Source organism: Streptomyces sp. NPDC048462 (assembly GCF_043200175.1).
In the GTDB taxonomy this organism is placed as follows: Bacteria; Actinomycetota; Actinomycetes; order Streptomycetales; family Streptomycetaceae; genus Streptomyces.
In genome coordinates, this window is sequence record NZ_JBICXG010000006.1 from 123,864 (window position 1) to 143,305 (window position 19,442).

Annotated in this window: 15 protein-coding genes and 2 pseudogenes; 5 read left to right on the top strand and 12 right to left on the bottom strand. The window is 69.4% G+C overall.

Annotated features, from left to right (window positions below; all coding sequences use genetic code 11):
* Positions 1-151 precede the first annotated feature (151 nt).
* Positions 152-4,885 (top strand): RHS repeat-associated core domain-containing protein, encoded by a 4,734-nt coding sequence (locus ACGFU6_RS13415; protein ID WP_393610509.1) that lies wholly within the window; start codon positions 152-154, stop codon positions 4,883-4,885.
* A complete protein-coding gene (locus ACGFU6_RS13420) occupies positions 4,882-5,586 on the top strand; it encodes a histone-like nucleoid-structuring protein Lsr2 (RefSeq protein WP_393610510.1) in 705 nt (234 codons plus the stop codon). Before ACGFU6_RS13415 ends, ACGFU6_RS13420 begins: the two co-directional genes overlap by 4 nt.
* Before the next feature lie 206 nt (positions 5,587-5,792).
* Here the strand turns inward: ACGFU6_RS13420 and ACGFU6_RS13425 are convergent.
* Positions 5,793-6,239 (bottom strand): annotated as a pseudogene (locus ACGFU6_RS13425) (GNAT family N-acetyltransferase); the annotation flags it as partial.
* Here ACGFU6_RS13425 and ACGFU6_RS13430 point away from each other — a divergent pair.
* Positions 6,239-6,379 (top strand): hypothetical protein, encoded by a 141-nt coding sequence (locus tag ACGFU6_RS13430; RefSeq protein ID WP_393610800.1) that lies wholly within the window; start codon positions 6,239-6,241, stop codon positions 6,377-6,379. The pseudogene ACGFU6_RS13425 and the gene ACGFU6_RS13430 sit on opposite strands and share 1 nt — an antisense overlap.
* A 42-nt stretch (positions 6,380-6,421) precedes the next feature.
* Here the strand turns inward: ACGFU6_RS13430 and gdhA are convergent, their stop codons facing one another.
* The 3 genes from gdhA to ACGFU6_RS13445 all read right to left on the bottom strand — a co-directional run bounded on the left by gdhA (position 6,422) and on the right by ACGFU6_RS13445 (position 8,801).
* Positions 6,422-7,801 (bottom strand): NADP-specific glutamate dehydrogenase, encoded by a 1,380-nt coding sequence (gene gdhA, locus ACGFU6_RS13435; protein ID WP_393610512.1) that lies wholly within the window; start codon positions 7,799-7,801, stop codon positions 6,422-6,424.
* A gap of 345 nt (positions 7,802-8,146) precedes the next feature.
* A complete protein-coding gene (locus ACGFU6_RS13440) occupies positions 8,147-8,317 on the bottom strand; it encodes a hypothetical protein (RefSeq protein ID WP_393610513.1) in 171 nt (56 codons plus the stop codon).
* A gap of 142 nt (positions 8,318-8,459) precedes the next feature.
* Positions 8,460-8,801 (bottom strand): DUF1330 domain-containing protein, encoded by a 342-nt coding sequence (locus tag ACGFU6_RS13445; protein ID WP_393610514.1) that lies wholly within the window; start codon positions 8,799-8,801, stop codon positions 8,460-8,462.
* A gap of 158 nt (positions 8,802-8,959) precedes the next feature.
* Here ACGFU6_RS13445 and ACGFU6_RS13450 point away from each other — a divergent pair, with 158 nt between their 5' ends.
* A complete protein-coding gene (locus tag ACGFU6_RS13450) occupies positions 8,960-9,607 on the top strand; it encodes an RDD family protein (protein ID WP_393610516.1) in 648 nt (215 codons plus the stop codon).
* Between the two features lie 37 nt (positions 9,608-9,644).
* On the opposite strand, the pseudogene ACGFU6_RS13455 reads toward ACGFU6_RS13450, so the two are convergent.
* The 4 genes and pseudogenes from ACGFU6_RS13455 to ACGFU6_RS13470 form a co-directional block, all read right to left on the bottom strand.
* Positions 9,645-9,944 (bottom strand): annotated as a pseudogene (locus ACGFU6_RS13455) (ATP-binding cassette domain-containing protein); the annotation flags it as partial.
* A 97-nt stretch (positions 9,945-10,041) separates the two neighbouring features.
* Positions 10,042-11,256, bottom strand: coding sequence for an RNA-guided endonuclease InsQ/TnpB family protein (locus tag ACGFU6_RS13460; RefSeq protein WP_393610518.1), 1,215 nt, complete (start codon positions 11,254-11,256; stop codon positions 10,042-10,044).
* A 384-nt stretch (positions 11,257-11,640) separates the two neighbouring features.
* Positions 11,641-12,906 carry an Ig-like domain-containing protein gene (locus ACGFU6_RS13465; protein WP_393610520.1) on the bottom strand — a complete coding sequence of 422 codons (1,266 nt, stop codon included), beginning with the start codon at positions 12,904-12,906 and terminating at the stop codon, positions 11,641-11,643.
* 283 nt (positions 12,907-13,189) lie between these two features.
* Positions 13,190-13,612 carry a hypothetical protein gene (locus ACGFU6_RS13470; protein ID WP_393610521.1) on the bottom strand — a complete coding sequence of 141 codons (423 nt, stop codon included), beginning with the start codon at positions 13,610-13,612 and terminating at the stop codon, positions 13,190-13,192.
* A 107-nt stretch (positions 13,613-13,719) separates the two neighbouring features.
* On the opposite strand from ACGFU6_RS13470, the gene ACGFU6_RS13475 reads away from it, so the two are divergent.
* Positions 13,720-14,028: an LPXTG cell wall anchor domain-containing protein gene (locus tag ACGFU6_RS13475; RefSeq protein WP_393610523.1), complete on the top strand. Its 309-nt coding sequence runs from the start codon at positions 13,720-13,722 to the stop codon at positions 14,026-14,028.
* Between the two features lie 63 nt (positions 14,029-14,091).
* Here the strand turns inward: ACGFU6_RS13475 and hutH are convergent, their stop codons facing one another.
* The 4 genes from hutH to ACGFU6_RS13495 all read right to left on the bottom strand — a co-directional run bounded on the left by hutH (position 14,092) and on the right by ACGFU6_RS13495 (position 19,279).
* On the bottom strand, positions 14,092-15,651 hold the full coding sequence (gene hutH, locus ACGFU6_RS13480; protein WP_393610524.1) for a histidine ammonia-lyase: 1,560 nt from the start codon (positions 15,649-15,651) through the stop codon (positions 14,092-14,094).
* A gap of 95 nt (positions 15,652-15,746) precedes the next feature.
* Positions 15,747-16,934, bottom strand: a complete 1,188-nt coding sequence (locus tag ACGFU6_RS13485) for a diguanylate cyclase domain-containing protein (protein WP_393610526.1) — start codon at positions 16,932-16,934, stop codon at positions 15,747-15,749.
* Between the two features lie 96 nt (positions 16,935-17,030).
* Entirely contained in the window at positions 17,031-17,843 is an 813-nt protein-coding gene (locus ACGFU6_RS13490; RefSeq protein ID WP_393610527.1) for an enoyl-CoA hydratase/isomerase family protein, read from the bottom strand.
* A gap of 251 nt (positions 17,844-18,094) precedes the next feature.
* Positions 18,095-19,279 (bottom strand): adenylate/guanylate cyclase domain-containing protein, encoded by a 1,185-nt coding sequence (locus tag ACGFU6_RS13495; RefSeq protein WP_393610529.1) that lies wholly within the window; start codon positions 19,277-19,279, stop codon positions 18,095-18,097.
* Positions 19,280-19,442 lie beyond the last annotated feature (163 nt).

Below are 19,442 nucleotides of genomic sequence, written 5' to 3' on the forward strand. Positions count from 1 at the left end.
GACTCCGTGAATCGCGGCCCATTCGGAGCCCCGATCCCGCCGGTGACCGGCCTGCGGGTGATCACTGGCTGATAGTGCATCAGCCGTGATGCACAGCGGCGCATGGTATGACAATAAGCTTTTTGGGTCTGTGGATACGGGGGACATAGTTGTGGCTGTCACAGTGCCGGATTGGGCGGACACGCTGCTGGATCTGATTGGTGTCGCGTGGCCGAACGTTGACGAGGATGCCTACCGGGACATGGCTGACGCGCTGCGCGAGTTTGCCGAGGATCTTGAGGACGACGGACAGGTCGCCAACAATCACGTCTCACGTTTGCTGTCGTCCGGGACCGGTGAGTCCATCACCGCTCTGAACGATCACTGGAGCAAGGTCAAGGGCAAGCACATCAGGGAAATCGCTGATGCGGCCCGGACGATTGCCAGTGCATTGGATCTGGCAGCGGGTGCGGTCGAAGGTATGAAGCTTGCCGCAATCGTGCAGCTCGGCTATCTGGCCTCGGAAGCCGGCATCGCGCTCTCATTGATCCCCGTGACCGGCGGACTGTCACTGCTCGTTGGCGCGGGGGCGATGCGGGCCACGCAGGAAGTCGTCAAGCGGTTGATCAAGGAGTGTGTCGAGGAAGCCGTCGGATATGTGGTGAGTGCGATGACGGAACCGGTGGTGGCCGCTCTTGAAGAGATGGCCGCAGACCTTGTCGTCCAGCTCGGCTCAGTGGCCATCGGGCTGCAGGACAATGTAGACCTCGGCCAGACCAAGGATGCCGGAACCGGCGGGTTCAAGGAGGGGGTGCAGTCGGGGAAGAACTCGATGCACCTTGCTTCTGCGGACGGCTCACCGGGAAGCGGTAGCGGGCTCAAGGATCTGCATATCGAGCACAGTGAGCATGATCGTGCCGCGACTCAGCTCAATGGGGTCAGTGTCTCCATCCATGGCAAGACCGCAGGGAAACTCACCAAAGCCAGGACTGCGCACGGCCGCACGCGTGGCCGGGACTCCATCGCCAGCGCCATCGATCCGGTCGCGGACAAGGCACTGGAAGCCCTGGGCAAGGCCACCAAGGCGATGGGCGAGCACGTAGGCACCACCCTTCCCAAGGCCGTCAAAGAGATATCCACCGCTCACAAGGCGACGGATGACGACATCCGTGACCGCTTGGCGCGCCTCCATCAGCGTGACAAGGGGCCCGGCACCGCAGCGGGCGGAACAGCCTCGGGAGCCGATCACCGCAAGAAATCAGCCGATTCCAGGGCCAAACCGGAGCCGCTCGACAAGGCCAAAGCCGACCCGCGACGCCACTCCATCCCCGGATCGAGCAAGACGTGCAAAAACGACCCGGTCGACGTCGCGACCGGCGAGATGATCCTGACCCACACCGACCTGTCGCTGGCAGGTGTCCTGCCGCTGATTCTGGACCGGACGCATCTGTCCAACTACCGCCACGGTCAATGGTTTGGACGCACCTGGGCTTCGACTCTCGACGAGCGTATCGAGGTCAATCACATATCCCCTGGAGCCGTCTGGGCCCGCCAGGACGGCTCCCTGCTCATCTACCCTCGCGTTCCGCAGCCGGGCGGCGATCCTGTTCTGCCTGCCGAAGGCCCTCGTCTCTCACTCGCCTACGACCAACAGGATGAGGACAAGACCACCTACGTCGTGGCCGACTCCCGCACCGGCACCACCCGTTACTTCACTGGCAGCCCCTACCAAACGTCGAGCGCGTACTGGCTGACCGGCATCGAAGACCGCAACGGTAACCGGATCACCATCACGCGGAGCTCCGACGGCGCCCCGGCCACGGTTAGTCACGACGGTGGTTACACCGTCCAGGTCACCACCAGCGGCGAGCGGATCACCGCACTTCACCTCCTTACGCCCGACGGTCTCTGCGAGCTACGACGATTCCGCTTCAATGGCGACGGTCACCTGAGTGAGATCGTTAATTCCTCCGGGCTGCCACTACGCCTCACCTACGACCACGACGGCCGCGTCACCTCCTGGACTGACCGCAACGACTCAACCTTCCGCTACGTCTACGACGCCGCGGGCCGCGTCTGCGCCACAGAAGGACCAGACGGAATCCTCTCGTCGTCCTTCCATTACGGCGGCGTGGACAGTCAGACCCGGCACCGCATCACCCGCTACACCGATTCCACTGGTGTCACCAGCGTCTTCCACATCAACGAAGCCTTCCAAGCCGTCGCGGAGACAGACCCCCTCGGCAACACGACTCTCTTCGAGTTCAACGCCCAAGACCAACTCCTGGCACAGACCGATGCCCTCGGCCGCACCACACGCTTCGAGCGCGACAACCGAGGAAACCTCACCGCCCTCCTCGCCCCCGACGGCGTGCGCACCACCGCCACCTACAACGTCCTGGGCCAGCCCCTCACCATCACCGAGCGGGGTGGCATCACCCGCCGCTTCACCTACGACGAGCACGGCAACCGCACCAGCGTCACCGAACCCGACGGCGCCACCACCAGGTACGAGTTCGATCTCTACGGTCACCTCACCGCCATCCACAGCCCCTCCGGCACGACCTCCCGGATCGTGAACGACAACGCAGGCCTTCCCCTGCGGATCACCGCGCCGGACGGCGCCCAGGCTCTCTGCGCACGCGACCCCTTCGGCCGCCTCACCACCGTCACCGATGCCCTCAACAACACGGTGCGCATGGGATGGACCACCGAAGGCGGACTCTCCTGGAGAGAACTGCCCGACCTCACCCGCGAGGAGTGGACGTGGGACGGGGAGAACAACCTCGTCACACACACCGACCGCATGGGACGCACCAGCACCCACACAGCCACCCACTTCGACCGCCGGTCCTCCACCCACACCCCAGAAGGAACCGACTACAAGTTCACCCACGACACGGAACTACGCCTGACGAAGGTCACCAATTCCCAGGGGCTGGACTGGAACTACACCTACGACGCAGCCGGCAGGCTCGTCTCCGAATCAGACTTCGACGGCCGCACCCTCACCTACGAGCACGACGCGGTCGGTCGCCTGACACGCCGCACCAACGCAGCCGGACAGAGCCTCACCTACGAACGCGACGTCCTCGGCCGCGTCATCCGGCTCCTCCACGACGACGGCACCGCCTCCACATTCACCCACGGAGAGAGCGGACACGTCACCCGCCTCACCAACGCCCACACCGACATCACCCTCGATCACGACCCCACAGGCCGCATCGTCACCGAGACCGTCAACGGACGGTCGCTCTCCTTCGCATACGACTCGGTCGGCCGCCGCACCCACCGGCGTACCCCCTCAGGCGCTCGGAGCACCCTTACCTACACACCGCACGGCCTTGCCACCCACAGCACCGGCAACCACACGTTCCACTTCACGCGCGATGCCCTCGGCCGCGAGACAGCCCGCACACTCGACTCCCACGTCACACTCCGGCAAGTCTGGGACAGCGTCGGCCGTCTCGACCGCCAGTCCCTCACCACACCGGAAACAGAGATCCTGGAACGGACCTTCACCTATCAGGCCGACGGCACGCCACTCACCGTCAGCGACAGCAGCGCCGGAACCCGCACCTACACCCTCGACACCGCCAGCCGCGTCACCGCCGTCCACGCCCACGGCTGGACCGAGCAATACGCCTACAACACCAACGGCGACCAAACCAGCACGGCCCTCCCGGCACAGGCACCCCATCAGGAAGACGCCGGCACCCGCCGCTACAACGGCACCCGCCTCACCCACGCCGGCCGCACCGACTACACCTACGACGCACAGGGCCGCATGACCCGGCGTACCACCCGCACCCTGAGCGGGAAGACCCTCTCCTGGCACTTCACGTGGAACGCCGAGGACCGGCTCACCCAGGTCCTCACCCCGGACACCGACACCTGGCACTACCTCTACGACGCGCTCGGGCGCCGTACAGAAAAGCAGCGCACAAGAGTCGACGGGACGCTCACGGAACGGATCACCTACTGCTGGGACGGAGCCCAACTCGCAGAGCAGAACAACGGCACCACCACCATGGTCTGGGACTACGCCGGACTCCGACCCCTGGCGCAAAGAGAATCCAAACACTCACGGGACGAGACCGACCGGCGCTTCTTTGCCATGGTCACCGACCTGGCCGGCAGCCCCAGCGAACTCGTCGACCCCGATGGCCACATCGCATGGAAGGCCCGCAGCACCGCCTGGGGAGCCACCCAGTGGAACCGCGGCAGCATCGCCTACACGCCGCTGCGCTACCCGGGCCAGTACTTCGATGCCGAGACGGGCCTCCACTACAACGTCAACCGCTACTACGACGCCGGCCTCGGCCGCTACATCACCCCCGACCCCCTGGGCCTAGCTCCCGCCACCAATCACTACGCCTACGTCCCCAACCCCTTCACGATGGCCGACCCTCTCGGCCTGGCCGGATGCACGGCCGACCCCACCTGGGGCGGAAGAGTCACGTTCACACGGGACGAACACGGCCGCCCCTTCGAAATGAACGCGACGGTCACCCGGGACATGCTCGACGAGGGAACCGACGCCCGCCAGGCACTCCATCCGCCAGGCTTCCTCGGCGGGGTACACAACCAAGCCCGCGGACACATGCTGGCCAACCGGCTCGGCGGCTCGGGAGACACCCTGGACAACCTGTTCGCTATTACACAAAACCCTACGAACACTCCCGACATGCGCGGCTACGAGGACGTGGTCTACCGGGCCGTGAAGAAGGACGGAGTCGCCACCTATAACGTCTACCTCGAATACAGCGACGACCAGAAGGACTCCGTCCCCAAATACATACAACTCGAGGCCTTCGACAAGAAGGGCAACCTCATTGTTGATAAAATCCTGGACAATCCCGCTCATGGCCAGCAGCAGAGACATCGCCGAGGACTAGTCCCATGACCCTTATTAGCAACCTCACCCAGCTCTCTCCTCCGCCTTCCACCACACCGCCCCCCAGCAACTGGCCGGAAGTGGAGGGCGTCCTCGGAGTAAGCCTGCCCGCCGACTACAAGGAGATCGCCGACACCTACGGGCCCGGAGCCTTCTGCGGTTACCTCCACCTCTACCACCCCGCCGGGGCAACAGAATGGGTCAGCCTCACCGGGCCCATGCCCGCCACCATCCGCACCCAGCTCGAACAATCACGAGCCCAGGGCGACCCATCCGTCCCCTGCGACCCGCAGGACCTGTTCGCCATCGGAGTCACCGACAATGGCGAATACCTCTTCTGGATCACCGACCCCACCGACGCTCCGGACACCTGGCACGTGGCCGTCAACGAAGCGCGCGGCACGCGCTGGTACATCCACGACGGCAACCTCACCGACTTCCTCACCACCGTGCTCAGCAGCCGAGCCACCATCCCCATGTTCCCCAAAGACCTCCTCGACCACGGTCCTGTCTTCACCCCGACCACGCCCGCCACCCACCAACCGGCTGCCACGCAGCCGCAACACCCCACCACCGAGCCGAATACCGCCCCCCAGACCCAGGACGTCCGCACCTGGGCCCGCGCTCACGGCTACGACCTTCCGGAACGCGGACGCGTCCCCGCAGACATCATCGACGCATGGAAGAATTCGAACCCGTCGAGTTGCTGATCGTTCCAGAACAATGTTCTAGCGCGTGTGTTTTCCCAGCACCCTCCGGTGCCGCATTCCTCTGGTGGTCATACGGGTGATCTCCTACGGGGCGTGCCACTTCACGCGTGGTGGATGGAGCACGTCCGTCGGGCCGGAGTGACGGCTGCGTGCCCGTCGGCTCGTTGAATCCGCGGGCGGCCCGGCTCCGGACCGAGCAGCGGAGCTCAGCGGGTCGGACCCGGCTCGGGCGACGGCTGCCACTCCCGCCTGATCAGCCCGTAGACCCACGAGTCGGAGACCTCGCCGTTGACGACGCAGTCCTCCCGCAACGTCCCTTCCCGCACGAATCCGAGCTTCTCCAACACGCGGGCGGAAGCCATGTTGCGCGTATCGGCCTCGGCTTGTACGCGATTGAGGTCGAGGGTGTCGAACGCCCAACGCAGCAGGGCGTGGGCGGCCTCGGTCGCGTAGCCGTGGCCCCAGGCCGCTTCCTCGAAGCAGTAGCCGAGTGACGTGCTGCGGTATTCCGGATTCCAGTTGTTCAGGCTGCACCAGCCGATGAACGCCCCGACGGACACACGGTCCACGGCCAGTCGCGCGCCGGTGCCCTCCTGTGTCATCTGTCGGCAAGCCGTGATGAACTTCGCGGCTCGCGCGCGTTCGCTCCATGGTGAAGGCCGTGGTGCTCGGCGGCGGCGCCTTCGGGCTGTACCGGGTGGGCCATCCGGTCGCCGCGGTGGTCCTGGCCGTCGTGATGGTGGCGAACACGGGCCTCGCGGAGACGTTCCGGCGAGGACCCGGAACGCCCTGAGGCCCGGCCCCACCGTGGGCCGGGCCTCGGGAGCGGGCGGGATCAGATCAGGCCCTGCGCCAGCATCGCGTCCGCGACCAGCTCGAAGCCGGCGATGTTGGCGCCGACCACGTAGTTGCCGGGGCAGCCGTAGCGCTCCGCCGTGGTGTAGCAGGAGTCGTGGATGTGACGCATGATCTCCGCGAGGCGCTCCTCCGTGTGGGAGAAGGTCCAGGAGTCGCGCGAGGCGTTCTGCTGCATCTCCAGGGCGCTGGTGGCGACGCCGCCCGCGTTGGCCGCCTTGCCGGGGGCGAAGGCCACGCCCGCCTCCTGGAGGACGCGGACGGCCTCGGGGGTGGTGGGCATGTTGGCGCCCTCCGCGACGGCCTTCACGCCGTTGCGTACGAGGGCCAGCGCGTCGGCCTCGTGGAGTTCGTTCTGCGTGGCGCAGGGCAGAGCCACGTCGCAGGGGACGTTCCAGACGCCCGCGCCCTCGACGTACTTCACGTGCGCGCCGCGTCGCTCGGCGTACTCGGAGATGCGGCCCCGGCCCTGCTCCTTGATCTCCTTGAGCAGGTCGAGGTCGATGCCCTTGTCGTCCACGACGTAACCGCCGGAGTCCGAGCAGGTGACCACGGTCGCGCCGAGCTGCTGGGCCTTCTCGATCGCGTAGATCGCGACGTTGCCCGAGCCGGAGACGGCGATGCGCCGGCCGTCGAGGGACTCGCCGCGGCTGCGGAGCATCTCGGCGGTGAACATGACGCAGCCGTAGCCGGTCGCCTCCGTACGCACCAGGGCGCCGCCCCAGCCGAGGCCCTTGCCGGTGAGGACTCCGGACTCGAAGCGGTTGGTGATCCGCTTGTACTGGCCGAAGAGGTAGCCGATCTCGCGGCCGCCCACGCCGATGTCCCCGGCGGGAACGTCGGTGTACTCGCCCAGGTGGCGGTGGAGCTCGGTCATGAACGACTGGCAGAACCGCATGATCTCGGCGTCCGAGCGGCCCTTCGGGTCGAAGTCCGAGCCGCCCTTGCCGCCGCCGATGGGCATGCCGGTGAGGGCGTTCTTGAAGATCTGCTCGAAGCCGAGGAACTTCACGATGCCCAGGTTGACCGAGGGGTGGAAGCGCAGTCCGCCCTTGTACGGGCCGAGCGAGCTGGAGAACTCCACCCGGAAGCCCCGGTTGACGTGGATGTCGCCCGAGTCGTCCGACCACGGCACCCGGAAGATGAGCTGGCGCTCCGGCTCCGTCATGCGTTCGATGATCCGGGCGTCCACGAACTCCGGCCGCTGGGCCAGCACCGGGCCGAGCGTTTCGAGAACCTCCCGTACCGCCTGGTGGAACTCCTTCTCGCCCTGGTTGCGGCGGAGGATCTCCGCGTACAGCGGCTCGATGACGCGGTTCTCGGCGGCGTGCGGGATTGCTGAGTCAGGGGTGGCCGTCATCTGATCAAGACCTTCCATGGGTCGGCTCGCCACGGCACCCCGTCCCGGAGGGCACCAGGTCCCCCTCCATGCCGAGGGCGTCACCTGGACAGCACGCGTACCGCGCCCATGACTGCGACGTGCAGGACCGTTATGGCTTCCCGAGTGTCCCAGTGGGACCGCCGAATCCTCCATGCCCATCCACATAGTGAATTCCGCCGTACCCGTTAAAGGCCGGTCGCGGAAGCCTTGCTCCGGGCCGGTTCCGAGCGGAACGACCGGGTCGGGGGGTATGCCCGGACACTCCCCGAAGTGGTGAACCTCACAACACCCCGGCCTCGGCTGTGAGGTCCGGGTGCCCGGCCCTCAGTACTCGCGCGGGGTGCGCCGCATCCACAGGCCCACGCCCGACACCAGGACGACCACGCCCGAGACGACGCTCAGGGCGATGTGCAGGCCCTCCTGACCGTCCATGAGGTTGAGGGAGACGTTCGCGACGAGCGCGAGGAGGAGCAGGGTCCAGAGCAGCGGCTTCACGGGGTTCCTCCAGGGGAGACGGGTCACGGGGCGGCCGGGTCGGCGTCCGGCCGCGTCACCCATCCTTCCGGGCGGCGGGCTCCGGAACGAGGGCGCCCGCACCCCGACCGTGGGTGTAGCGGGCTACACCATCCCCGGGCCGCTAAGGCGTGTTTCGCAGCGCCGCGGCGGTCGTCCGCGCGTCGTAGTCCCGTGCGACGCCGTCCACCAGCACCAGGTCGCCCGCCATGTTCCGGGTCCGCAGCGGGGCCAGTTCCTGGTAGGCGGGCGAGGCGAACCAGGTGCGGGCCGCCTCGATCGCGGGGAACTCCAGGACGACGAGGGCGCCGCGCCAGTCACCCTCCATGACCTCGACCGGGGTGTTGTGGACGAGGAAGCGGCCCCCGTACGGGTCCATCGTCGACTGGATGCGCTCGATGTACTCCAGGACCTCCTCGTTGGGCGGGCCGTCGGGGTGCAGGTGTGCGATCGCGTACGCGGTCATGGTCACGTCCTCCGGTCTTCCGTCCGCTGGTGCACACCATGCTGCCGGGAGCGGCGGGGAGCGTCGATTACCCGTGAGGTAAGCGGGCGGGCGGCCGGTACGGACACCGCCTGTACGGACCGGGCCCGCCGTGACGGGCGATCAGACATGATGCCGTCATGAAGACTTCACGGGGGAACCACGGCGGCCACGGGCCCGGCCGGCAGCCCTACGGGCCCGCGTCACCGGCCGGCACCACGCTGCTCGGACACGGGCAGCCGAGGCCCCCGCACATACCCGGCCGGACCGGGCGGTCCGGGTATCGCACACCGCCCCGGGCCGGGGAGACGCGCCGCTATCTCGCCGTGGGCCTCGACTGCTATCTCTGCCTGGTCACCGCCGGGTTACTGGCCCGGCCGCTTGTGGCCTCGGCGCCCCTGCCCGGGGATGTCGCCCTGCTACTGGGGCCGGTGCTCGCCATCTCCTTCCTCAACCAGGTCGTCCTCACCGCGCTCGTCGGCGCCGGCGCCGGAAAGCTGATCATGGGCATCCGGGTGGTGAGCCTGCCGGACGGCGGCCGCCCGGGGCCGGGCCGGCTCGTACGGCGCTGGCTGCACGGCCTGTGCTGGCTGCCGCTCCAGCCCTGGTACGGGCTGCGCGCCCGCCTCGCCCGCGGCGACGACGGCCCCGGACCCGCTCCGCGCGGCTGCGAGGAGGGCGATCCGTACGCGGAGCCGTACGCCGACCCGGCCGGGGTGCGCCAGGTCCGCCGCAGCGATCTGGCCGCGCACCGCCGGGCCGCAGCCGGACGGGCCGCCCGAGGCTGACCCGCCCGCCCACAACCGGCTTACGCGCGAGGGGCGTTCACGCCGCCGCGTTCTCCGTGATGGTGACCTTGCCCTTGCGGATGGTCGCGAGCCGCGGGGCACGGCGGGCGATCGCGCTGTCGTGGGTGACCATGACGAACGTGAGCCCGTGCTCCTTCCACATGGTCTCCAGCACCTCCATGATCTCGTCGCGCATGGACTCGTCGAGGTTGCCGGTGGGTTCGTCCGCCAGCAGCACCTTGGGCTGCTTGACCAGGGCCCTGGCTATCGCCACCCGCTGCTGCTGACCACCGGACATCTCGCCGGGCAGATGTCCGAGCCGCTCGCCCAGGCCGAGCCCCGACGTGACGACGAGCGCCGCCTCCCTGTGGCGCTTGCGCCGGAGGTAGGTGAAGAACGTGACTCCTCCTCGCCCTGGAGGGCGGGGCTTTTCGCTATGCCGTGTTGACGTGGCGACGGACCAGCCCGGCCCGTAGGACGTTGAGTGCCCCGACTTCGTCGGCATGAGCCCGGTGGCCGCAGTCGACGCAGTGGAACTTCTCCTGTGTGGGCCGGTTCTCCTTGGCGGTGTGCCCGCATGCGGGACACGTGCGGGAGGTGTTGCGGGGGTCCACGGCCATCACTTCCCGCCCGGCACTCTCAGCCTTCGCGTTCAGGATCGTCAGGAACACCCCCCAACCGGCATCAGCGATCGAACGGTTCAGCCCGGCCTTGGCCGCCGCCCCGTTCGGCAGAAACGCGCCCGCAGTTTCGGGGTCGGGCCTCGGCGCGGGGGCCTTGCTCATGCTGCGGATCCTGAGGTCTTCGTGCGCGATGAAGTCATGCGCGCGGACCAAGCCGAGCGCGGTCTTGTGCGCGTGATCGAGCCGCTGACGCCGCACTTTGCCGTGCAGGGCCCCCACCCTCGCCACCGCCCGCTGGTGATTGCGGGTTCGGTCCCTGGCCCTGCACCGGGAGAACCGGGACAGGGCCCGCTGCGCGGCCTCCAGTTTGCAGGCGGCCCTGCGGGCATGGCGCGGGTTGGGGATGTGGGTGCCGTTGGAGTCGGTGAGGAACGAGGCGATCCCGAGGTCGATGCCGATGTTCGAGCCGGTCGCGGGCAGTGGTTCGGGCAGGGGCTGTTCCGTGGTGATGACGACGAACCATTTACGGCCCTCGCGTTTCACGCTGACGGTCTTGACCGTGCCGGGCACCGGGCGGTGCTGGTTGACCTTGACGTGACCGACGCCCTGGAAGCGGACCCGGGTGACCGGGTCGTGCGGGGTGGAGTTCCAGCGGCAGCCGTCGCCGTCGCGGGGGAAGTCCACCGTGTCGAACCAGTTCACCCCGCGAAAGCGCGGGTAGCCGGGCTTGTCTCCAGCCTTGACCCGGCGGAAGAACGCCGTGAACGCCTTGTCCAGGCGGCGGAGTGTGGCCTGCTGGGAGCTGAACGACCAGCGGCCCTGCCGTTCGGGGTCGAAGACCCGGATGTCCTTGAGCTGCCCCGACTGCATCCCGTACCTGATGCTCGTCCTGGACGGGTGGCGGTAGGCGTCGCGGCGTTCCTGCAACGCACCGTTGTAGAGCGAGCAGTGATCACGCAGCATCTCACCGAGCGCGACCGCCTGCCCCACGGTGGGCCGCAGAAGAAACTTGTACGCACGAATCAACCAGCCCACCCCCTCCAACCGGCGCCGGAGAACCAACGTACCGGCGGCGAACATCAACACGACGGAAACCAAAACCGCTTCACTCGCAGGAGTGACAACGCCTGCCAGCCCTTCGAGGCAGAGTTGCCCGAGCGCCGTGACGACCTCCTGAAGACCAGCTGCCGTTTCCTTCCTCCGGGCCTCTGCCCCACCGGGTTCACCGATCTCATCAACCCGGCGGTCACGCGCGGCTGCTATGGAGCGGTTGTGATGACGGGTTCAAGGCCACGATGAGAGACGGATGAGAACGCTCCGCATACGCCGCAGGCGGCGGCACCCGTGATCCGTGGGGATCGGGTGCCGCCGCCTGCGTCGAGGGGGGCCGGGGGTGGGCCGGGCGTCCGCTCAGGCTCCGGAGCCCGCCGTCCACTGGGCCCAGCTCATGTTCCAGCCGTTGAGTCCGTTGTCGGGCTGGATGGTCTTGTCCGGGGAGTTCTTGATGACGACCACGTCACCGATCATGGAGTTGTTGTAGAACCAGGCGGCGGGCTGGCCGGCGTCGCCCGCGCCCTTGACGTCGGCGAGGCCGACGCAGCCGTGGCTGGTGTTGGCGGTGCCGAAGATGCCCTTGCCCCAGTAGTTGCCGTGGATGAAGGTGCCGGACGTGGACAGCCGCATGGCGTGCGGCACGTCCTTGATGTCGTACTCACCCTTGCCGTCGTCGTCGGTGAAGCCGACCGTGGAGCCGTCCATCCGGGTCTCCTTGTACTTCTCGGAGATCACCATCTGTCCGTTGTACGTGGGGTTCTCGGGCGATCCGGCGGAGATCGGGATGGTCTTGACCGTCTTCCCGTTCTGGGTGACGGTCATCGTGTGCGTCTTGGCGTCCACGGTGGAGACCTGGTTGCGGCCGACCTTGAAGGTGACCGTCTTCTGCTGCACGCCGTAGACGCCGTCCGCGCCCTCGACGCCGTCCAGCGCCAGCTTCAGCGTGACGGTGGAGCCGCCCTGCCAGTAGTCCTCGGGGCGCAGGTCCAGGCGCTGGGCGTTGAACCAGTGGCCGACGACCTGCTGGCCGCTGCTGGACGTCACGGTGATGCCGTCCAGGACGGCCTTCTTGTCCGTGATCGCCTTGTTGAAGTTGATCGAGACGGGCATGCCGACGCCGACGGTGGAACCGTCCTCGGGGGTGAAGTTCCCGATGAAGCTGTTGGCGGGCGACACGGTGGTGAACGAGGAGTTCTCGTGCGCCTCGCGGCCCTTCGAGTCCTTCGCCGTGGCGTTGATCTTGTACGTGGTCGAGCGCTCCAGCTGGGCGTCCGGCTTCCAGGTGGTGCCGTCGGCGGAGAGGGTGCCCTTGACGCCCGCACCTGCCGCCGTGGTCATCGTGACGACCGTCAGCTTGCCCTTGGCGACGGTGACCTTCGCGTCGTTGTTGATGCTCGCGTTGGTCGCGCCGTTCTTCGGGGAGATCGCTATCTGCGCCTCCGAGGTCTCCTCGGCCGCCGCCTTGTCGACCTCGGCCGCCTGTGACTTCTTCGAGCTGTCGGGGCTTGCGCCCTTGTCGCCGTCGTCGCTGCAGGCCGTGAGCACCAGCACGCCGCCGAGCAGTGCGGACGCGGCCATGAGGCCCTTGCGCCGCTTGCTGTCCGTCATCACACGCTTCTCCATCGTTGCCGAAATCCCCAAAAACCCCGAGCCAGGCCGTTGACCGGCGATACCCGTCAATGTTCCAAGAACCCCCTGAAAGGGTTACCCGTTCCACATCCGCTGGAGATGTGGGGAACACCACTCATCGACGTACGGGTCTCCACGGTGGTTCCCGTGCTCCACCGCGTAGGTGCCGCCGGTGTCCGGCCGGTTGCGCGGCAGCTTCGCGATCCGGTGCGCCGGCTGTCCTGCCCACCGGCCCCGGCCCGCCGGAGACGGGCCGGGGCCGGTGGTTGTCCACCCGCTACGCCCGTCGCTCCGCGCCGCCGTCGTCGTCGTTCTCCTCCCCATTGTGCGGGACGCCGACGGCGTCCACGTCGCCGTCGTCCCCGTCCTCTTCGTCATCGTCGTCGTCGAGGTCCCATCCGTCCGGGTCCTGCGGGTCGTAGGCGATGCTCTCGCTGCTCCAGGAGGCCTGGGTCAGCTCGACCCCGGGCACCTCGCTGACCAGGTCGAACGGATCGATCAGCGAGGCAAGGGCCTCCGCACCGTCTTCCCGGACGGCGCTCTCGGCATGCGTACGCTCCTCGGCGGAATCCCCGCCGGGCTCGCCGTACTCGGCCGCGAGGCTCTCCAGAGCGGTTCCGCTCAGGGCATCGGCGTCGGTGATCTCCAACACCATTTCGACCCGAAGGCGAACATAACGTGATGTCTCAGAAGTGCTCATGTGCCGGAGCGTAAGCTCCCGGCCGCCTCGGCTTTCCTGCGACCCGCTGCTTTCACTAGCATCGGTCGCAGGCCTAACTCACGGCTGTCACAAGGGGGATCGATTCCGTGGCCAGCACCCGCCGCCCGCTCCTGACCGCCACCGCCGCGGGGACGCTGCTGTGCGCCCTCTGGTTCGTGCCGACAGCCACCGCGACCGGCGATACGGGCGGTGACCGGGGCACCCCGGACCGGACGGCCGCCATCGACGCCATCGACGCCATGGGCGCCACCGGCGCGGACGGCGCGAGGCTCGCGGACACCGGGACCGGCACCGACACGACCCCGTACCTGATCGGGGGCATGGCGTTCCTGGGCATCGGCGCGGGCTTCGTCACCTACTCCGTACGCCGCACGGGCCCGCTGCCCGCGCACTGACAGTCACGCGGCAGCGGGCGCCGGGCCGCTCCTGGCCGGCCACGGCAGGGTCTTTCGTTTGGATCAGGCGAGCGGCCCCGTCACCGGCTCCACCGCCGCGACGAGCCCGCCCGCGCGCACGAACGCGTCGGCGGCGGCCAGGTCCGGCGACAGGAAGCGGTCCGGCCCCGGGCCCTGGACGCCCGCCGCCCGCAGCGCCTCGATGGCCGCGAGCGAGGCGGGCGCCGGAGTCAGCCCCTGTGCGGCACGCAGCTCGATCGCGCGGGTCGCCGCGTACAGCTCGACGGCGACGATCCGGGCGAGGTTGTCCACGGCGGTACGGAGCTTGCGCGCGGCCGACCAGCCCATCGAGACGTGGTCCTCCTGCATCGCGGAGGACGGGATCGAGTCCGCCGAGGCCGGGACGGCGAGCCGCTTCATCTCGCTGACCAGGGCCGCCTGGGTGTACTGGGCGATCATCAGGCCGGAGTCGACGCCCGCGTCGTCCGCCAGGAACGGCGGCAGCCCGTGCGAACGGTTCTTGTCCAGCAGCCGGTCGGTGCGGCGCTCGGTGATCGAGCCGAGGTCGGCGGCGACGATCGCGAGGAAGTCCAGGACGTAGGCGACCGGCGCCCCGTGGAAGTTGCCGTTGGACTCGACCCGTCCGTCGGCGAGGACCACCGGGTTGTCCACGGCGGCGGCGAGCTCGCGGTCGGCGACCGTCGCGGCGTGCGCGACGGTGTCCCGGCCCGCGCCGTTGACCTGGGGGGCGCAGCGCACCGAGTAGGCGTCCTGGACGCGCGGCGCGTCGCCTGTGACCTCGGCGTGCCGCCCCGTGAGGCCCGAACCGGCCAGTACCCGCAGCATGTTGTCCGCACTGGCGCCCTGGCCCGGGTGCGGGCGGATGGCGTGCAGTTCGGGGGCGAGGACCTTGTCCGTGCCGAGCAGGGCCTCCAGGGAGAGGGCCGCGGTGATGTCCGCCGAGGTGTAGAGGCTCCGGAGGTCGGCGATGGCCATCACGAGCATGCCGAGCATCCCGTCGGTGCCGTTGAGGAGGGCGAGGCCCTCCTTCTCGCGCAGCTCGACCGGGGTGATGCCGTGGGCGGCGAGGAGCTCGCCGGCGGGGCGCACGGTGCCGTCGGGGCCCTCCGCGTCGCCCTCGCCCATCAGGGTCAGCGCGCAGTGCGAGAGCGGTGCCAGGTCGCCCGAGCAGCCGAGCGAACCGTACTCGTGAACGACGGGTGTGATCCCTGCGTTCAGGACGTCGGCCATGGTCTGCGCGATCTCGGGCCGCACGCCCGTGTGGCCCGAGGCGACCGTCTTGAGCCGGAGGAACATCAGCGCCCTGACGACCTCGCGCTCGACCCTCGGGCCCATGCCCGCGGCGTGCGAGCGGACGATGTTGCGCTGGAGCTGGGCGCGGAGCTCGGGGCTGATGTGGCGGCTGGCGAGGGCACCGAATCCGGTGGAGACGCCGTAGACCGGCTCGGGTTTGGCGGCGAGGGCTTCGATGACCTCGCGGGCCGCGGCGAGAGCGCCCACCGCGGCGGCGGAGAGCTCGACGCGGGCGTTGCCCCGGGCCACGGCGATGACGTCCTGGGCGGTGGTACCGGACGTCCCCACCACGACTGTATGCATATCCATATTCAGAAGCGTACGGATTGAATCTCTTCATGTCACTAGTGGTCGCCGGGTTGACCCCTTACCGACCGGACCTCGCGGCTCAGGGACTCAGCCGCTCAGGGACGGTTGCCGCGCAGCCGGCGGCGGTCGTGGGCGGCCTTGGGCGGGGAGTCGGCCAGCCGGATCACCTCGCCGTCGCGCCCCGCCACCACGGGCCGCAGCGAGCGGGCCGCCTTCGCCCGGTACTGGGCCGCGTCCGCGAGCCGGAACAGCCGCCGGGCGGAGACCACCGGGCCGATCGGGTCGCCGGTGGAGGCGATCCCGCAGGCGACCCCGTTGCCGAACTCCAGCTCGGCCGCCCGCTCACAGAGCTCGGTGGCCACCGCGACCACCTCGTCCGCCGTCGGACCCACCGCCAGCAGGCAGAACTCGTCCCCGCCGAGCCGGGCCGACAGCGCCCCCGGCAGCATCGCGCCGCACCGCGACAGCACCGAGCCGAAACGTTCCAGCAGGCGGTCGCCGACCGCGTGGCCGTGAGTGTCGTTGACCGCCTTCAGCCCATTGAGGTCACAGACGGCCAGGCTCACCACCGAACCGTCCACCCGGTGCCGCTCCACCGCCTCGTCCAGGCGCATGTCGACGGCCCGCCGGTTGGCGAGGCCGGTCAGCGGATCGGTGAAGGCGAGCTTGCGCACCTCCTCCAGCCGCTCCGTCTGGGAGATCCCGGCGGCCACGACGGCGGCCAGCACGGTGGCGAAGTCCGCGTCCGCCCGCCCGAACACCGGCTGCCCCACCGGCCGCGCCACGTACAGCTCGCCCCAGGCCCGGCCGTGCAGCACGATCGGCGCCACCACACAGCAGCCGCGCCCGCGCCGGCGCAGGGCCGCCACCCGCTGATGGCAGTAGCCGTGCCCGTAACCGCGCGCACCCGCCGCCCCGGCACCCCGCCCGCCGCCCGAGGGCTCCGGCTCCACCGGGCCGTCGGCCGTCTCCACCCAGGCGTCCGGCTCACCGCCCCCGGCCCACCGCTCATGGAGGAACTCGGTGATCTCCGGGAACTGGTGCACCGGGTAGGTCTCCTCGTCGGGGAACTCCTCCTCCCCCTCCGCCCGGTCGCCCGCGTTCACCAGGACCCGCAGCCGGCCGCGCCCGCGCTCCCAGACCGACAACGCGGCGAAGGAGCCGCCCAGCGCCTCGCACGCCCCCAGCGCGGCCGCCCGCCAGCATCCCCGCGGGGTGTGCGCCGCCGCCATCGCCTGTGCAAGCGAAACCACGGCCCGGAGCCGCGCATCATCACCACCCATCACCCCAGCCTATGTAGATTTGTGGTGATTTGATCAGTTTGCGGTGACGATCATGCGCGTTGCGTCGCCATGCGATCACTCAACGTGACGCATGCGTCATTCTCCGGGCCACTGCGGCTTCCGCTTCTCGTTGAACGCGGCGACGCCCTCCGCACGGTCCCCGGAGAAGGCCACCGACCGCCACGCGGAGTCCTCGACGTCCAGGCCCGCCCGCAGATCGAGCCCGTGCCCCAGCCGCAGCGCCCGCTTGGCCGCCCGCAGCCCCACCGGGGAGTTGCCCGCGATCCGCCCGGCCAGCGCCAGCGCCTCGGACCGGTCCTCGCCCGCCGCCACCAGCTCGTCCACCAGCCCCAGCTCCCGGGCCTCGGCCGCCGCCACCCGGCGGGCGGTGAAGATCAGCTCGGCGGCGCGCGCCGCCCCGATCCGGCGCGGCAGCAGCTGGGTGCCGCCGCCGCCCGGGATGACCCCGACCGAGACCTCGGGCAGGCCCACCAGGGCCGTGGCGTCGGCCACGATCAGATCGCAGGACAGCGCCAGCTCGAAGCCGCCGCCGAGCGCGAAGCCGTGCACCGCGGCGATCGTCGGCATCGGCAGTTCGAGGACGCCGGTGTAGGCGGCGCGCGCCGTGGGCCGCTGCCGCACCAGGTCCGCGTCGGTGAAGGAGTTCCGCTCCTTGAGGTCCGCCCCCACGCAGAAGGCCCGTTCGTGGCTGGAGGTGAGGACGGTGACCCGCACGTCCGGGTCGGCGGCGAGCGCGGCACAGGCGGCGCCGATCGAGCGGGCCATGTCCGTGGACACCGCGTTCATGGCCTTCGGCCGGTCGAGGACCAGCTCGGCGACGTGCTCCAGTCCCTCGTGACCCCGTACGACGACGAACTCCCCGAACCGCTGCTCGGACGTGACGGTCATGGCTGCACCCCTGTCGGTTAACGAGCGTTACCGGAGGGATCCTAGGGCCCGTCTTCAAACTGCCGTCGTCGCCCGAAGGGCGGCCGGGCGGCGTCAGGTGCGTGCTCTCGGCGTGCCGGCCCCAGGCCCCTGTACTGGACGTACCGGGGTCTGGGGCCGGTGCGGCGAGAGTGCGTGCATGGCGCCGCCCGGCAGACGGCAGTTTGAAGACGGGCCCTAAGGCTCTGCCGGGGCAGCCCGTCAGGGGCGGGTCAGGAGCTGCCGCGGCGGGCCAGCAGCCACGGTTCGACGACACCGAGGCCACGCACCGGGCGCTGCCACATCGGCTGGAGCCCGTAGCGGTACTTGGGTACGGGCCTCGGCTCCTCGCCCTCCGCGCCCTCCCGGCCGGCGCGCTCGGCGGCGGCCGCGGCCTCCTCGGCGGCCCGCGCCTCGGACGCGGGGGCGTCGCCGGTGCGGGTCAGCTCCTCGGCGAACGCCCCGTCCACCAGGACGGCGTCCTTCGGCGCTATCGAGGTGAGCCGGCTGGCGAGGTTCACGGTGGTGCCGAACACATCGCCCATCCGGGTGGTGACCGTGCCGAACGCGATGCCGACGCGCAGTGCGGGCATCGACTCGTCCAGCGTCATCGCCTCGACGAGGCGCAGCGCGATCTCGGCAGCGGTGCCCGCGTCGTCGGCGGCGTAGAGGACCTCGTCACCGAGGGTCTTGATGAGCCGGCCGCCGTGGGCGGCGACCAGGTCGGCGCAGGTGGTCTCGAAGGCCTCGACGAGTTCGCCGAGCTCCTCCTCCTCCAGGCGGCGAGTGAGCCGGGTGAAGCCGACGAGGTCGGCGAAGCCGACGGCAAGGCGGCGGTCGACCATCTCGTCGTCGTCCGCCGCCTGCACGACCCGGCCGGTGGCGGCGGCGAGCTGGCGCCGCCACACGTAGACCAGGAACTCCTCCAGCTCCGGCAGGAGCAGCTCGACCAGCGGGTAGGTGACCTCGGTGCGAGTCATGCCGGGCTCGGGCGGCTCGGTCAGGCCCTCCAGGAAGGAGTCGATCTGCCACTCCGCCAGCCGGGCGGTGGTCTGCCCGGTGGACCGGGCGACCTGGATCGCCATCGGCTCGCTCAGCAGCCCGGCCTCGACCAGACCGGACAGCCGGCGCAGCGCCAGCACGTCCGCCTCGGTCAGCGCCTTGGCCTGGCCGATGTCGGCGAAGCCCATGGCCCGCCAGAACCGGGATGCCAGGTCCATCGAGACGCCGGCGGTCCGGGCGGCCTGGAACGGGGTGTAGCGCCGGTCGGCGCCCAGGATCAGCGCTTCCAGCCTGATCGCGAGGGGATCGTCGGTCGGCTCGGCCGTGTGGTCGACTTCGTGATGGGGTGTCGCGTGGACCGATGGGTCCGACGAGGGCTCCGAGTCATCGCCGGAGGTCGTGTCGTCGACGGTCACCAGCCGCCTCCTGCCCGTTCCCTGCGCACTGCCCTGCCGATCTGTCGGTGGATCGCCTCAACGATACGGCAGGTGTGCCCTGCCTCACGTCCTCAGGCCGTCTCGACCTGGGGCGCGCCGCTCAGAAGCTGTTGTCTTGCTCCGGTTGGATCAGGCCGAGGGG

What these genes read in the sequence shown, in the direction of transcription:
- ACGFU6_RS13420 (WP_393610510.1), top strand. Translation starts at nt 4,882, where the DNA reads ATGACCCTTATTAGCAACCTCACCCAGCTCTCTCCTCCGCCTTCCACC.
- gdhA (WP_393610512.1), bottom strand. Translation starts at nt 7,801, where the DNA reads ATGACGGCCACCCCTGACTCAGCAATCCCGCACGCCGCCGAGAACCGC.
- ACGFU6_RS13445 (WP_393610514.1), bottom strand. Translation starts at nt 8,801, where the DNA reads ATGACCGCGTACGCGATCGCACACCTGCACCCCGACGGCCCGCCCAAC.
- ACGFU6_RS13450 (WP_393610516.1), top strand. Translation starts at nt 8,960, where the DNA reads ATGAAGACTTCACGGGGGAACCACGGCGGCCACGGGCCCGGCCGGCAG.
- ACGFU6_RS13465 (WP_393610520.1), bottom strand. Translation starts at nt 12,906, where the DNA reads ATGGAGAAGCGTGTGATGACGGACAGCAAGCGGCGCAAGGGCCTCATG.
- ACGFU6_RS13470 (WP_393610521.1), bottom strand. Translation starts at nt 13,612, where the DNA reads ATGAGCACTTCTGAGACATCACGTTATGTTCGCCTTCGGGTCGAAATG.
- hutH (WP_393610524.1), bottom strand. Translation starts at nt 15,651, where the DNA reads ATGGATATGCATACAGTCGTGGTGGGGACGTCCGGTACCACCGCCCAG.
- ACGFU6_RS13485 (WP_393610526.1), bottom strand. Translation starts at nt 16,934, where the DNA reads ATGGGTGGTGATGATGCGCGGCTCCGGGCCGTGGTTTCGCTTGCACAG.
- ACGFU6_RS13490 (WP_393610527.1), bottom strand. Translation starts at nt 17,843, where the DNA reads ATGACCGTCACGTCCGAGCAGCGGTTCGGGGAGTTCGTCGTCGTACGG.